General features: G+C 70.6%; 16 protein-coding genes. 6 read left to right on the forward strand and 10 right to left on the reverse strand.

The features are described from left to right. Positions 1-54: 54 nt before the first annotated feature. The 4 genes from E1J50_RS02355 to E1J50_RS02370 all read right to left on the reverse strand — a co-directional run bounded on the left by E1J50_RS02355 (position 55) and on the right by E1J50_RS02370 (position 3307). Positions 55-285 carry a sulfurtransferase TusA family protein gene (locus E1J50_RS02355; RefSeq protein WP_132250021.1) on the reverse strand — a complete coding sequence of 77 codons (231 nt, stop codon included), beginning with the start codon at positions 283-285 and terminating at the stop codon, positions 55-57. A gap of 94 nt (positions 286-379) precedes the next feature. After that, positions 380-799: a hypothetical protein gene (locus E1J50_RS02360; protein ID WP_132250023.1), complete on the reverse strand. Its 420-nt coding sequence runs from the start codon at positions 797-799 to the stop codon at positions 380-382. Positions 800-980: 181 nt separating this feature from the next. Further along, entirely contained in the window at positions 981-2348 is a 1368-nt protein-coding gene (locus E1J50_RS02365; protein ID WP_132250025.1) for a glutamate--cysteine ligase, read from the reverse strand. A 206-nt stretch (positions 2349-2554) separates the two neighbouring features. Next, a complete protein-coding gene (locus tag E1J50_RS02370) occupies positions 2555-3307 on the reverse strand; it encodes a 16S rRNA (uracil(1498)-N(3))-methyltransferase (protein WP_132250027.1) in 753 nt (250 codons plus the stop codon). 263 nt (positions 3308-3570) lie between these two features. Between E1J50_RS02370 and E1J50_RS02375 the strand changes: the two genes are divergently transcribed. Together E1J50_RS02375 and ubiA are read left to right on the forward strand one after the other, a co-directional pair. Beyond that, entirely contained in the window at positions 3571-4047 is a 477-nt protein-coding gene (locus tag E1J50_RS02375) for a hypothetical protein (protein WP_132250029.1), read from the forward strand. A gap of 121 nt (positions 4048-4168) precedes the next feature. Next, positions 4169-5119 (forward strand): 4-hydroxybenzoate octaprenyltransferase, encoded by a 951-nt coding sequence (gene ubiA, locus E1J50_RS02380; RefSeq protein ID WP_132250031.1) that lies wholly within the window; start codon positions 4169-4171, stop codon positions 5117-5119. A gap of 6 nt (positions 5120-5125) precedes the next feature. On the opposite strand, the gene E1J50_RS02385 is transcribed toward ubiA, so the two are convergent. Then, complete coding sequence (locus tag E1J50_RS02385) at positions 5126-5599, reverse strand: DUF6101 family protein (protein ID WP_132250033.1); 474 nt, start codon at positions 5597-5599, stop codon at positions 5126-5128. A 383-nt stretch (positions 5600-5982) separates the two neighbouring features. Here E1J50_RS02385 and E1J50_RS02390 point away from each other — a divergent pair, with 383 nt between their 5' ends. After that, the gene (locus tag E1J50_RS02390; protein WP_132250035.1) at positions 5983-6807 is read left to right on the forward strand and encodes an inositol monophosphatase family protein; all 825 of its coding nucleotides are present in this window, start codon (positions 5983-5985) and stop codon (positions 6805-6807) included. A 6-nt stretch (positions 6808-6813) separates the two neighbouring features. Here E1J50_RS02390 and E1J50_RS02395 read toward each other — a convergent pair whose 3' ends face one another. Both E1J50_RS02395 and E1J50_RS02400 read right to left on the reverse strand, forming a co-directional pair. Next, on the reverse strand, positions 6814-7047 hold the full coding sequence (locus E1J50_RS02395; RefSeq protein ID WP_132250037.1) for an AsnC family transcriptional regulator: 234 nt from the start codon (positions 7045-7047) through the stop codon (positions 6814-6816). A 202-nt stretch (positions 7048-7249) separates the two neighbouring features. Then, a complete protein-coding gene (locus E1J50_RS02400) occupies positions 7250-7459 on the reverse strand; it encodes a cold-shock protein (protein WP_109896418.1) in 210 nt (69 codons plus the stop codon). A gap of 299 nt (positions 7460-7758) precedes the next feature. Between E1J50_RS02400 and E1J50_RS02405 the strand changes: the two genes are divergently transcribed. After that, the gene (locus E1J50_RS02405; RefSeq protein WP_132250039.1) at positions 7759-8148 is read left to right on the forward strand and encodes a hypothetical protein; all 390 of its coding nucleotides are present in this window, start codon (positions 7759-7761) and stop codon (positions 8146-8148) included. A gap of 3 nt (positions 8149-8151) precedes the next feature. Here E1J50_RS02405 and E1J50_RS02410 read toward each other — a convergent pair whose 3' ends face one another. Beyond that, entirely contained in the window at positions 8152-8373 is a 222-nt protein-coding gene (locus tag E1J50_RS02410; protein WP_132250041.1) for a hypothetical protein, read from the reverse strand. 184 nt (positions 8374-8557) lie between these two features. On the opposite strand from E1J50_RS02410, the gene E1J50_RS02415 reads away from it, so the two are divergent. After that, positions 8558-9136 (forward strand): type 1 glutamine amidotransferase domain-containing protein, encoded by a 579-nt coding sequence (locus E1J50_RS02415; protein ID WP_132250043.1) that lies wholly within the window; start codon positions 8558-8560, stop codon positions 9134-9136. Positions 9137-9240: 104 nt separating this feature from the next. Here the strand turns inward: E1J50_RS02415 and E1J50_RS02420 are convergent, their stop codons facing one another. After that, the gene (locus E1J50_RS02420; protein WP_132250045.1) at positions 9241-9531 is read right to left on the reverse strand and encodes a hypothetical protein; all 291 of its coding nucleotides are present in this window, start codon (positions 9529-9531) and stop codon (positions 9241-9243) included. 471 nt (positions 9532-10002) lie between these two features. Further along, positions 10003-11205, reverse strand: coding sequence for a pyridoxal phosphate-dependent aminotransferase (locus E1J50_RS02425; protein WP_132250047.1), 1203 nt, complete (start codon positions 11203-11205; stop codon positions 10003-10005). 200 nt (positions 11206-11405) lie between these two features. Between E1J50_RS02425 and E1J50_RS02430 the strand changes: the two genes are divergently transcribed. Beyond that, positions 11406-12425, forward strand: coding sequence for an LLM class flavin-dependent oxidoreductase (locus E1J50_RS02430; RefSeq protein ID WP_132250049.1), 1020 nt, complete (start codon positions 11406-11408; stop codon positions 12423-12425). The last annotated feature ends 1 nt before the right edge of the window (position 12426 follow it).

Genomic DNA, 12426 nt, shown 5'->3' on the forward strand with positions numbered 1-12426 from the left:
GCGGCTTTCGGGCGGTCCTCTAAGGGGGACTTGGCGCATCAATGAGGCGGCAGGCTACCCGTTGCGCCGAATGACGAAGCGCAGCGTCGCGCCGTCGCGCTCCTGAGCAATAAGGCTGTCCCCCTCCTCCCGCAGAAGATTGGGGATGTCGATGGCCGCCATCGGATCCGTGCAGGCGATGACGAGACGAGTGCCGGGCGTCAGGCCGCGCAGGACCTTGCGCGTACGCAGCACCGGCAGAGGGCACTTGAGCCCGCGCAGGTCGAGTTCGATCGGGTCACTCACGAAAAAACCCCGCCGACGGCGCAGGCCGTCGGCGGGGTATCTAGACGATGGCGGCGTCCGCGTCAGGCGGCCCGCCGCGCATCCGTGCCGGGCCTCAGTAGCCCCAGCCGTAGGCCGGGTAACCGTAGCCGTAACCGTAGGCCGGGTAGCTGTAGCCGTAGGCCGGATAGCCGTAGCCGCCGCCGTAGCCGGCACCGTAATAGCCGTCGTAGTAGCCGTAGCGGGGCGCCGAGCTCGCCGCGATCGCGCCGCCGATGATGCCGAGGGCCGCACCGGCCGCCAAGGCGCCGCCGACGCCGCGACGGTAGCCGTAGCCCCGGTAGCCGTAGCCGCCACGGTAGCCGCCGTAATAGCCGCCGCCGCGCCAGCGAACCTGATCGACGCCGCCGGCCGGGCCTCCGACCTGCGCCGAGTTCAGGGCCGGGAGGGGAGCCGCCTCGGCGGCAGTGAAGGAACCCGCGGTCATGCCGATCGCGGCAGTGCCGGCGAGGGCGAGGGTCAAGATACGCGACATGAGGACAATCTCCTGTGTCGAAGCGGTAGTGCCCTGAGAACGGCGTCGCTCCATTTCCGTTCCGCCGGCCGCGGGCACGGACACGCTTCGCCCGTGCCCTCACGCACATGTGTACGGTCGAGGCTCCGGCGGCCGGCCTTAGGGACGCATCCTCGCAGGGGGTCGCGAGCCTGTCGAAGGGTCAGAACACGCAGGTCTCGAAGGCGGGCGCGACCGAGCGACGCCACGCACCCTCGTAATCGGCGAGCCGGTCCTCGGCATGGGTGCGGCCCGCCGCGACGATCGCCTCGAGCGGCTGCAGATAGGCGGTCTCGTCGCGCCCCGCGGCATCGCGCCGTGCGCGCGCCTGGAGACCCGAGCGGGCGATGGCGAGCGCTTCCGCGGCCACCTGCCCGAGGCTCCGGCCGGCCACCGGCGTGGCGAGGCCGAGCCGGGGCACGGTGGCGCGCACCGCTTCGCGCTCGGCCTCGCTCCAGCCCTTGGCGAGGTCGAGGGCGGCGTCGAGGGCGCCCTCGTCGTAGAGGAGGCCCGTCCAGAAGGCGGCCTGCGCCGCGATCATCGCCGGCCCGCCGACATCCGACCCGCGCATCTCGAGGAAGCGCTTCAGGCGCACTTCGGGAAAGGCGGTGGAGGCGTGGTTCGCCCAGTCCGAGACCGTGGCGTACTCGCCCGGGAGCTGGGGCAGCTTGCCCGCCATCAGGTCGCGGAAGGAGGCGCCGGAAACGTCGTGGTAGGTGTCGCCCCGCTTCACGAAGTACATCGGCATGTCGAGCAGCCAGTCGACGTAGGTCTCGTAGCCGAAGCCGGGCTGGAACGCCTCGGGCAGCATGCCGGTGCGGTCGCCGTCGGTGTCGCGCCAGATCTCGGAGCGTCGGGAGAGGAAGCCGTTGGGACGCCCGTCGGTGAACGGCGAATTTGCGAAAAGCGCCGTCGCCACGGGCTGGAGGGCGAGCGACGCGCGCATCTTGCGCGCCATGTCGGCCTCCGAGCAGAAATCGACGTTCACCTGCACGGTCGCCGTGCGCAGCATCATGTCGAGGCCGAGGGTGCCGACCTTGGGCATGTAGCCGGCCATGATGCGATAGCGGCTCTTCGGCATCACGGGGGTCTCCTCCCGCGTCCATTTCGGGCTCATCCCCAGGGTGAGGAAGCCGATTCCGTGCGGCTCGGCGGCGCGCGCCGCCGCATCGAGGTGCATCTGCAGCTCCCGCGCCGTGGCATGGACGTCGGGAAGCGGCGCGCCGGAGAGCTCGAACTGTCCGCCCGGCTCGATCGAGATGGCCCCGCCCTCGGCGCCCGCCAGCCCGATGATGTTGCCCGTATCGACGATGGGCTCCCAGCCCGTCTCCCGCGCGAGGTCTTCGAGAAGCGCCCGGATGCCGTGCTCGCCCGCGTAGGGCACCGGTCCACGGCTCTCGCGATAGAAGGGGATCTTCTCGTGCTCCGTCCCGATCGCGAACTGGTCGCGCGGTTTCTCGCCCTCGGCGAACCACGCGATCAATTCGGCGCGCGTGGTGAGCGGGGTCGTGTCGGACGTATCGCGCGCCATGCGCTGCCTCGTGGTGCGGGATCGTTCGGGGGAGCGAGGGGCCGCGCCGCTCATCTGTGCGGTCGAGCCCCTCGGTCTGATGTCGTGTCCTTAATCCAGCCCGCAAGGCGCGACAACGCGAGGCCCGCGCGGGGCACCGGCTCCGGACCGGTGCCGCGTGCCGTCCCGGACGACCCGATGTGCGCCCGCGCACGCGGATCCGGCCCTCAGTGGGCGTCGCCGAGGATCGCCTGGACGAGAGCCATCACCGCGACGGCCGCCGTGTCCGCCCGGAGGATGCGCGGCCCGAGAGACAGGGCCACCGTGTTCGGACGCCCCGCGATGAGGTCGCGCTCCTCCGGCGCAAATCCGCCCTCGGGTCCGACGAGCACGGCGAGGGGCGGCGGGCTCGCGGGATCCGCCGCCCCGCGCAGCGCCGCGACGGGGTCGGCCACGGCCGCATCCTCGTCGCAGAAGACGAGGAGCCGGTCGGGTTCGAGGTCGGCCAGAGCCGCGGGCAGGCGGGCCGCCTCGGACAGGTCGGGAATCGCCAGGATGCCGCATTGCTCGGCGGCCTCGATCGTGTTCGCCCGCAGCCGCTCCGCGTTGATCCGCTCGCCCTGCGTGTAGCGGGTGAAGACCGGGCGGATGGTGCCCGCTCCCATCTCGACGGCCTTCTGGGCGAGGTAGTCGAGGCGGGCGCTCTTCAGGGGCGCGAAGAGGTAATGCAGGTCGGCCCGGTCCGGCTGGGGCCGGGTCTGCGCCTCGAGCAGGAGGTCGGCGCTCTTGCGGCCGGTCGGGTCGAGGCGGCCCCGCCACTCGCCGTGTCGCCCGTTGAAGACGAGGACCGGGTCCTCCGGGCTCCGCCGCAGCACGGTGAGGAGGTAGTTTGCCTGCGCCCGGTCGAGGGGCAGGCGCGCGCCCGCCCCGAGATCCGCCTCGACGTAGAGGCGGGGAGCGGTGAAATCGTAGGCGGCCATGGCTGCGAAGTCGCGCGGCCGCGCCGCCCTGTCAACGCGGCCCCGGGAGACGTTGCAAAAACGTTACGCCCGCCGCTTTTTGCCGAATTGCCCACGGCCGAGGGCCGCCACCGGTTTGCGGCTCGAAAGACGCCACATTCCTATGCAGAACCGAAGCCCAGCAGAACGGAACGAGCCTGGTCCGGCCGGCGGGCGGACGATCGCGCGAGCCCCGCGCGGCGAAGCCCGCATCTCGAGAGACCGGCGCCTAGAGGGAAGACGGCATGTTCACGAAATCCATCGCCACGCTCGCCGCCGGACTGACGGGCGCACTTCTCATCGGCGGCGCGGCCCTCGCGCAATCGGCCGATTGCGGCGCGATTCAGCAGACGCTGAAGACCCGGCAGGACCTCGTGGCGAAGGCGAACGCGGCCTCGCAGTCGAAGAAGAAGATGACGCCGCAGGAGGCCTGCGCCCTGTTCGGCAAGCTGCAGTCGAACGGCGCCGAGGGCGTCAAGTGGATCGCCGCCAACAAGGAATGGTGCTCGATCCCCGAGTCCTTCGCGGAAGGCTTCAAGGCCGACCACGTGAAGGTGTCGGGCATCCGCACCAAGATCTGCTCGGTGGCGGCTCAGGCGTCCAAGATGGAGGCGCAGGCCCGCGCGCAGGCCGCGGCGGGCGGGGGCACTCCGGGTGCCGGCGGCCTCCTCGGCGGACCGGGCCTGAGCGGGTCCTTCAAGATGCCGCAGGGCGCGCTGTAAGAGGGAACGCGTCCGATTCCCTGAACCGAGACGCGCGCCACCTCCCGGCGAGTCGGGAGGAGTGCGCGGTGCCGATGAACAGCCAGCAGCGATTCCCGTGTCTCAGCGTCCCGTGTCCCCGGTGAGCGACCTCCGCCGAGAGGAGGGCCGGGTCGCGGACGCGGTCGCGGGACACTGGGTCGACCGCCTCGCCCCGCTTCGCGCGCGGCCCTACCTGCGGCTCGCCCGGATCGACCGCCCGATCGGCTGGTGGCTCCTGCTCCTGCCCTGCTGGTGGTCGGCTGCCCTTGCCGCGGGCGCGGACGGACAGCCCTATCCCGATCCCCGGCACCTCGCCCTGTTCCTGATCGGCGCCGTCGCGATGCGGGGCGCCGGCTCGACCTACAACGACATCGCCGACCGCGACCTCGACGCGCAGGTCGAGCGCACGCGCTCGCGCCCCCTCCCCTCAGGGCAGGTGAGCGCGAAGGCGGCGGTCCTGTTCCTGGTGGCGCAGTCCCTGATCGGGCTCGCGGTGCTGCTGCAGTTCAACGGGACGGCGATCCTCGTCGGCATCGCCTCCCTCGTGCCCGTGGCGATCTACCCATTCATGAAGCGCGTCATGTCGATGCCGCAGGCCGTGCTCGGCCTCGCCTTCGCCTGGGGCGCGCTGATGGGCGGGGTCGCCGTCTTCGGGCGGCTCGATCTGCCGGCCGGCCTTCTCTACGCGGGCGCGGTCGCCTGGGTGATCGGCTACGACACGATCTACGCGGTGCAGGATATCGAGGACGACGAGATCGCGGGCATCCGTTCCTCGGCCCGCCTGTTCGGGCAACGCCTCCGCCTCGCGGTCGGGCTCTGCTACGGGGTGTGCGCCCTGCTCGTCGCGCTGGCGGCGCTCGCCGCGGGAACGGGGCCGGTGGGCTTTCTCGGGATCGCCCTTTTCGCCGCCCATCTCGGGCGGCAGGTGCTGCGTCTGCGGGACCGCGACGGGCGGGGGGCGCTCGCCCTCTTCCGCTCGAACCGCGACGCCGGGCTGATCCTGTTCGCCGGGCTCGCCCTCGACGCGATGCTCAGGGCCTGGGCCGCCTGAACCGTCTCAGGAACGGGCGATGATCTCCTTCTCGCCCCGGTGGATCAGCGGGCGCACCGGCAGGCGGCCGGTCTTGCGGCGCACGAGGAAGCGGGGGCGGCGGTCGCCGAGGAGCCCGCAGCGGCGGCGCATCCGGGTGGTGCCGAGCGCGACGCGGCCGATCTGGCGGGAGACGAGGCTCAAGGCCCCGTCCTCGCGGATGATCATCCGGGGAAGGCCGGTCTTGGCGGACAGGTCCCGCCAGACCGCCACGACGTCCTCCTCCGCGAAGGGGCCGAGCCGCGACAGCACCTCGCCCTGGTCGTCCACGAGGACGAGGTCGAACCGGTCCTCGCCGCAGCTCTCCGCGTCGTCGCCCGCGAAAGCGAGGGCGATCCCGGTCGGCCGGGCGGCGCCGGACAGCGTGCCGAGGATCGGCAGCGGCGAGGCGGCGAAGACGGGAGATTCCGCCGAGGCCGGAGCGGGGCTGTGCGCGTTCATGCTCTGATAAGTGTTCATCTGCCTGACGCCCTGATGCAAGTGGCGATCTCTGCCGGATCGTCCGTTATGCCAAGCAAAATCGCGTCGAACCTCCTCAGGCGACCTTAAGAGTGAGCGTTAAGCGATGGTGGAGATGCCCCTGAAGCTCGGAATGCTCAACGCTTCCTTGCCCTGATCGGGACAAAGCCGGCGTATCCCATTCTGCGCGGCGCTCCTTGTGACGAATCGGACCGCGACCTAGTTTCGGCTTGCACTCGGCATGAACCATGCCGCACCCTTCGCCGGGAGCGTCGCCACGGTGAGCCGGGACGCCGCCGACCCGCCGTCCGCACGACGCCGCCGAGGCCCGTGCGGACAGACAGCTCCGCCCGATCCGGACTTTCATGCCCGACACGATGTCCCCCGAGGCCGCGCAGGCCGTGATGCCGGCCTTGCGGGAGGCGGTCCACGAGGCCGCCTCCCTCGCCCTGCCGCACTTCCGGCCGGGCGCGCAGACGCGCGCGCGGATCTGGTCGAAGGCGGGCGGCTCGCCCGTGACGGAGGCCGACGTCGCGGTTGATGCCTTCCTGAAGGTGCGGCTGAGCCAGATCGTGCCGGCCGCCGCGTGGCTCTCGGAGGAGACGCGGGACGATCCCGTCCGACTGAAGGCCGATCTCGTCTGGATCGTGGATCCGATCGACGGCACCCGCGCCTTCCTGTCGGGACATCCCGACTGGTCGATCGCGGTGGGTCTGCTCGCGGGTGGGGAGCCGCTCGTCGGCATCGTGCACGCGCCCGCCAGCGGCCATTTCTACGAGGCGGTGGCGGGATTCGGCGCCACCCGCGACGCGGCGCCGATCCGGGTCTCGGACCGCGCCATGCTTCCCGCCGCCCGCGTCACGGGCCCGAAGCCCATGATCGAGCGCCTCGCGCGCGGACTCGCCCGCGAGGGGGTCGAGCCGGACTTCGTCCGGGTCGACCGTGTGCCCTCCCTCGCGCTCCGGGTCGCCCGGGTCGCGGAAGGCAGCATCGATGTGGGTCTGGTCTCGTCGGACGCGCGGGACTGGGATCTCGCCGCCGCCGACCTGATCCTGCGCGAGGCGGGCGGGTCGGTCTGCGACCTCGCCGGCCGGCGCACGATCTACAACCGGGAGAACCCGGTGCACGGCGAACTCGTCGCCGTGCCGGAAGGGTTGCTCGCGCCGGCGATCGCGGCGCTCACCGCGTGAACCGCCTCAGGCCCGCGCCTCGCGCAGCGAGACGGCGGCGGGTGCGAGGCCGAAGCGCTCGGCGAGATGCCAGCGCAGTTCGCGAGGGGAATGGTAGTTGTAGGAACGATCGATCACGTGGCTGAAATCGGTGCCGGGCGTGCCGGCATTCGGGGCCTGGTTCAGGCGAGCCACGCGGAAGGTCGCGGCGTCGGTGACGGGCGACCGGGCGCTTCTGCGCCGGGTGAACTCAAACTGCATGTCGTTTTTTCTTATGTCCTGGCGACCGGATATTCGCTCTGCGGCGAAGCCCGGACTCGTTTCTGATTTCGGTTGTTCCGCATCCGGCGCGACCGGACCCGTTGGGAGCGTCGGCGGCGTCGAAGGCTTTGGGCTTGGCGTTGGAGCCCTTCAGGAACGCCAGCCCGCCGGAGCGGGCTGGCGCTGGACGATCGCTTTCAGATCAGGCCGCCTGAAGGTTGCCCGCGGCGTCCTTGCCGCTGCGCTTGTCGGTCAGGATCTCGTAGGAGATCTTCTGACCCTCGACGAGATTGCGCATGCCTGCGCGCTCGACTGCGGAGATGTGAACAAACACATCCTTGCCGCCGTCATCGGGCTGGATGAAGCCATAACCCTTGGTCTCGTTGAACCACTTCACAGTGCCGGTATTCACGAATAGAACCTCGTATCGTCCATTGGCCGACATCGCGTGCCCACGCGGGGCTCGCGCTGTGACCTCTTCCGTAGTTTGTCGGAGCGGCGGGGCTGGAGACGCAAGACCTTTAAAGCGCCCGTCTCACCAATAGCCCCCCGAGACCCTATGTAGGCGTTTCATGCGGCCGCAACAAGGCGTCGGCGGCTCGACGATCCGCTTCGGAGCCGCCGCGACAGGGGTAGCCCGGGTCCGCGACCCTGGGTTTTTCGCGCCGCAGCGTGCATATATGAGTTCGGCTCCAGGCAGTTAGGCGATCCATGGCGGGTATCTCGGTTTCCCTCGAAGGCGGCAACATCCAGCTCTCGTTCCAGAAGGACGATCAGGCCACCGCCGTCGTGATGGACGCCCGGGCGGCCCGCGCACTCGTGCGCGCCGTAGGCCAGCTTCTCACCGCGATCGACGAGACCGACGAGTCGGACCTGCCCGAGGAGATGGGCGAGGAGGAAGTCGCCATGCTCGACGTGACCTCCTCCGCCATCGAGGTCGGCACCGACGAGCAGGGCCAAGCCGTTGTCGCCCTCCAGGCCGGCGCCCTGCCCCCGTTCCAGCTGCGCCTGACGGACGAAGAGGCCCGCCACGTCGCGACGAGCCTCTCCGAGATCCTCAACGCCCCGCGCGACGTGCGCGCGTCGCATGGCGGCCACTGAAGCCTACAGGCGCACGCCCGGGTCGGTGGGATTGCCGGGCAGGTAATCCGGCTCGGAGCCGGGACCGGCCGGATCGTCGATGCCGGGATCGTCGACCGGATAGGGGGTGCGCGGCCCGGTCGGTCCCGTGTCCGGCAGGTCGTCGGGCTGGGGCGGCGGCGGAAGGTCGCCGGGGATGTTGCCGCCGGGCGTGGGTTCGGGTGTCGGAAGGCCGGGGTTGGCCATGCGAAGCCTCCTCCATCATGTTGGGGTATACCGGGTCAACGGGGCCGTCTCCCGAGCGGTTCCGCCTCCGTTCCCGCCCGAGGGCGCGCGATGACCTGCGGCGGCGGGCCAGGCGCGAGAGGCCGGAACATCGGGAGCCAGCCGCGGTTTGCGCCTCCAGTTCCCCAACATGGAGGTATGACCCATGGCCGACATCAAGCAGGCCAAGATCCTGATTCTCGCCACCGACGGCTTCGAGGAGAGCGAGCTGACGGTGCCGCAGGCCAAGCTCAAGGAGGCGGGCGCAACCGTCCACGTCGTCGCTCCGCAATCGCGCCAGTCGAAGGATTCGATCCGCGGCTGGGACAAGACCGACTGGGGCAAGAGCGTCCCCGTCGACAAGGACGTGGAGAGCGTGAACGCGGGTGATTACGACGCCCTCGTCCTGCCGGGCGGCCAGATCAATCCGGACAAGCTGCGGCTCGAGCCGAAGGCACTCGACGTGATCAAGGGCTTCCTGACCTCAGGCAAGGTCGTGGCCGCCATCTGCCACGCGCCGTGGCTCCTGATCGAGACCGGCGCCGTGAAGGGGCGCCAGCTCACCTCCTTCGCCTCGATCAAGCGCGACGTGGTGAATGCCGGCGGCACTTGGCAGGACAAGGAGGTCGTGACCGACCACGGCATCATCACGAGCCGCAACCCGGGCGATCTCGACGCCTTCTGTGCGAAGATCATCGAGGAGGTGCAGGAGGGCAAGCACGAGGCCCGCCAGCTCGCGGCCTGAGACCGGGCGGCCTGCGCCGGGCGCTGAGGACACGCCGCGTCAGGCGCGCCCACGGATCGCCCCTCCCCTTTGGGTGAGGCGAGGGCGAGAGGGTCCGCCTCTCGTCAGCGCTTGGCCACTGCCTTCTGCACCTTCGGCTTGTCGCCGGTCGTGCTCGCGATCAGCGCCGACAGGTGGTCCTGGTCGAGGCCGCGGCTCACGGGCTCGGCCGGCGGCCGAACCGCGCCGGAGCGCGCGGGCGCGATCGATCCCGTGGTGACGGGGTCCGGGATCGAGGCGACGGGAGCCGGGCGTGCGGCGGGCTCGCGCTGAACGCGCAGCGCCCAGTGCGCCGCCGTGGACAAGGCCGCGATCGCCAGGATCGCCTTGATGCCGCCGGAGAGGAGGCGCCGCATGATGGGTAACCTGAGGATACGCGGTGGAACGCGGCCGGTTTCACGGCCGGTTCCAGCTTCGCTCAGGAGCGTGAACGAAGCCGCAAGGCGCGCCGGCCTCGGCGGTCCCGGAATGGCGCAGGCAGCCGTGTGGATAGGCAGGTGGGCCATGCGCCAAGGTCCGCGGTTCCTGTTCCCCGCGCTCCCGACACCCCTGCAGCTACTCGGCCCACTGAGCCTCACAGGAGGGGCGCAGAGAACTGGTCCGCGCCGTCCCGTCACTGCCGGCCCCGCCACCATGCAGGCCCGAGAGGGCTCGCGAAACCGTCGGACGCATCGGTTGCTGGGGAGTGCCGATGTAGGGGGTGGCATCGAGCCGGGCAACCGCGGATCGACGATTCGGCCACGCTGTGACGATCCGCCGGCCCGCCGCACGAAAAAGGCGCCCGGTGCGAGGCACCGGACGCCCGATCGCGTCGGCCGGGGCCGGGCTTAGCGCAGCGAACCGCAGAAGCGCTGGATGCGGTGACAGGCCTCCTCCAGCGTCTTGTTCGAGGTCGCGTAGGAGATGCGCAGGTTCGGGCCGAGGCCGAAGGCCGAGCCGTGGACGGCGGCGACGCCCTCCGCCTGCAGCAGTTCGGTCACGAAATCCTCGTCCGTCTCGATCGTCTTGCCCGACGGCGCCTTACGCCCGATCGTCTCGGCACAGGACGGGTAGACGTAGAAGGCGCCCTCCGGCACCGGGCATTGCAGCCCCTTGGTCTGGTTCAGCATCGAGACCACGAGGTCGCGCCGCTCCTGGAAGGCCGCCTTGAAGCGCGCGAGATGCTCCTGCGTGCCGTCGAGCGCGGCGACCGCCGCCCATTGCGAGATCGAGGAGGCACCCGAGGTCTGCTGGCCCTGGACGAAGTCCATCGCCTTGATCAGGTGCTCGGGACCCGCCGCGTAGCCGATGCGCCAGCCCGTCATCGCGTAGGCCTTCGAGACGCCGTTCATGGTGAGCGTGCGCTCGTACAGGCCGGGCTCGACCTGGGCCGGGGTGACGAACTCGAAGTCGCCGTAGGTCAGGTGCTCGTACATGTCGTCGGTGAGCACCCAGACGTGCGGGTGCCGCATCAACACGTCGGTGATGCGCTTCATCTCGTCCCGCGTGTAGGCGGCGCCCGACGGGTTCGAGGGCGAGTTGAGGATGATCCACTTGGTCTTCGGCGTGATGACGCGCTCGAGATCCTCCGGCTGGAGCTTGAAGTCGTGCGCCATGTCGGTATCGGCGAAGACCGGGGTCGCGCCGCACAGGATCACCATCTCCGGGTAGGAGACCCAGTAGGGGCGCGGGATCACGACCTCGTCGCCGGGGTTCAGGCTCGCGAGGAGCGCGTTGTAGATGACGTGCTTGCCGCCGGTCCCGACGATGGTCTGCGAGACCTTGTAGTCGAGCCCGTTCTCGCGCTTGAACTTCTTGACGATGGCCTCGCGCAGCGGGTTGATGCCGGAGACCGGCGGGTACTTCGTCTCGCCGCGCCGGATCGCCTCGATCGCCGCTTCCTTGATGTGGTCGGGCGTGTCGAAATCGGGCTCGCCGACCGACAGGCTGATCACGTCCATCCCCTGCGCTTTCAACTCGCGCGCCTTCTGCGTCATCGCGATGGTCGCGGACGGCTTCACGCGGGAGAGGGCGTCGGCCAGAAAGCCCATGGGATGGTACTCCGATCGAAAATTCAGGTGGTGTGCCAGGTTCCAGGCGGCGCGGACCCTAGTCGCGGGCGCTGCCAGGGGCAAGGTGCGGGGATCGCGCTCCGCCCGCGAATGTCATGCTTGGCCGGAATGGCGGGATCGACCGGGGCGGCCCCTGCGTGGGGCTCGCAGGAAGGCCCGTCCCTCCCCATCTGGCGGGCATGATCGCGATCTCCGTCCTCGACCTCTCATTCGTGATCGCTGGCGCGAGCCCGGCGCAGGCGCTCCAGGACTCGATCGCCCTCGCCCGCCACGTCGACGGGCTCGGATTCACCCGTTTCTGGCTTGCCGAGCACCACGCCCTGCCCTCGGTCGCCAGCCCTGCGCCCGAGATCATGATCGGTCAGATCGCCGCCGCGACCCGGCACCTGCGCGTCGGCTCCGGCGGCATCATGCTGCCGAACCACCCGCCGCTGATGGTGGCGGAGCGCTTCAAGATGCTCGAGGCGCTGTTCCCCGGCCGCATCGACCTCGGTCTCGGGCGGGCCCCCGGCACCGACGGCATCACCGCGCAGGCGCTGCGGCGGCGCGAGGTCCCGCGCGGGGGCGACGACTTCCTCGACCGGCTGCAGGAGTTGCTGCTCTGGGAGACGGGTGGCTTTCCCGAGGGTCATCCGTTTCGCCAGGTGGAAGTGATGCCCTCCGGCGTGCCGCTGCCGCCGCTCTTCCTGCTCGGCTCCTCGGATTACAGCGCCCATCTCGCCGGCCAGGTCGGCACCGGCTTCGCCTTCGCGCAGCATTTCGCGGCCTTCGAGTCCGAGGCCGCCATGCTGGCCTATCGGCGCGGCTTCCGCCCCTCCCCCTGGCGGGAACGGCCCCACGCCATCCTCGCCGTCGCGGCTGTCTGCGCGCCCACGGACGCGGAGGCGGAGCAACTCGCCCGCAGCGCCGAACTCGCGACGCTCCGGCGCGAGCGGGGCGAGTATCTGCCTCTGCCGAGCCTGGAGGAGGCGCAGGCCCATCCCTACACGCAGGCCGAGCGCATCCGCCTGGAGCGGGGGCGCGCCCGGCTGCATGTCGGCTCACCCGAAACCCTGCGGGCTCGCCTCGGCGCGCTGGCAGACGCGACCCAGGCCGACGAGATCATGGTGTTCTCGGCAATCCACGATCAGACGGCGCGGCGCCGATCCTACACCCTTCTCGCCGAGGCATTCGGCCTCGGCGCAGGGGCGGCCGCCTGAG

The sequence above is a fragment of the Methylobacterium segetis genome (assembly GCF_004348265.1).
Classification (GTDB): Bacteria; Pseudomonadota; Alphaproteobacteria; order Rhizobiales; family Beijerinckiaceae; genus Methylobacterium; species Methylobacterium segetis.

Coding starts and splice junctions, on each gene's coding strand:
- E1J50_RS02410 (WP_132250041.1), bottom strand. CDS start 8,373: ATGGCCAACCCCGGCCTTCCGACACCCGAACCCACGCCCGGCGGCAAC.
- E1J50_RS02370 (WP_132250027.1), bottom strand. CDS start 3,307: ATGGCCGCCTACGATTTCACCGCTCCCCGCCTCTACGTCGAGGCGGAT.
- E1J50_RS02430 (WP_132250049.1), top strand. CDS start 11,406: ATGATCGCGATCTCCGTCCTCGACCTCTCATTCGTGATCGCTGGCGCG.
- E1J50_RS02385 (WP_132250033.1), bottom strand. CDS start 5,599: ATGAACGCGCACAGCCCCGCTCCGGCCTCGGCGGAATCTCCCGTCTTC.
- E1J50_RS02420 (WP_132250045.1), bottom strand. CDS start 9,531: ATGCGGCGCCTCCTCTCCGGCGGCATCAAGGCGATCCTGGCGATCGCG.
- E1J50_RS02375 (WP_132250029.1), top strand. CDS start 3,571: ATGTTCACGAAATCCATCGCCACGCTCGCCGCCGGACTGACGGGCGCA.
- E1J50_RS02425 (WP_132250047.1), bottom strand. CDS start 11,205: ATGGGCTTTCTGGCCGACGCCCTCTCCCGCGTGAAGCCGTCCGCGACC.
- E1J50_RS02390 (WP_132250035.1), top strand. CDS start 5,983: ATGCCCGACACGATGTCCCCCGAGGCCGCGCAGGCCGTGATGCCGGCC.
- E1J50_RS02415 (WP_132250043.1), top strand. CDS start 8,558: ATGGCCGACATCAAGCAGGCCAAGATCCTGATTCTCGCCACCGACGGC.
- E1J50_RS02360 (WP_132250023.1), bottom strand. CDS start 799: ATGTCGCGTATCTTGACCCTCGCCCTCGCCGGCACTGCCGCGATCGGC.
- E1J50_RS02365 (WP_132250025.1), bottom strand. CDS start 2,348: ATGGCGCGCGATACGTCCGACACGACCCCGCTCACCACGCGCGCCGAA.
- E1J50_RS02405 (WP_132250039.1), top strand. CDS start 7,759: ATGGCGGGTATCTCGGTTTCCCTCGAAGGCGGCAACATCCAGCTCTCG.
- E1J50_RS02395 (WP_132250037.1), bottom strand. CDS start 7,047: ATGCAGTTTGAGTTCACCCGGCGCAGAAGCGCCCGGTCGCCCGTCACC.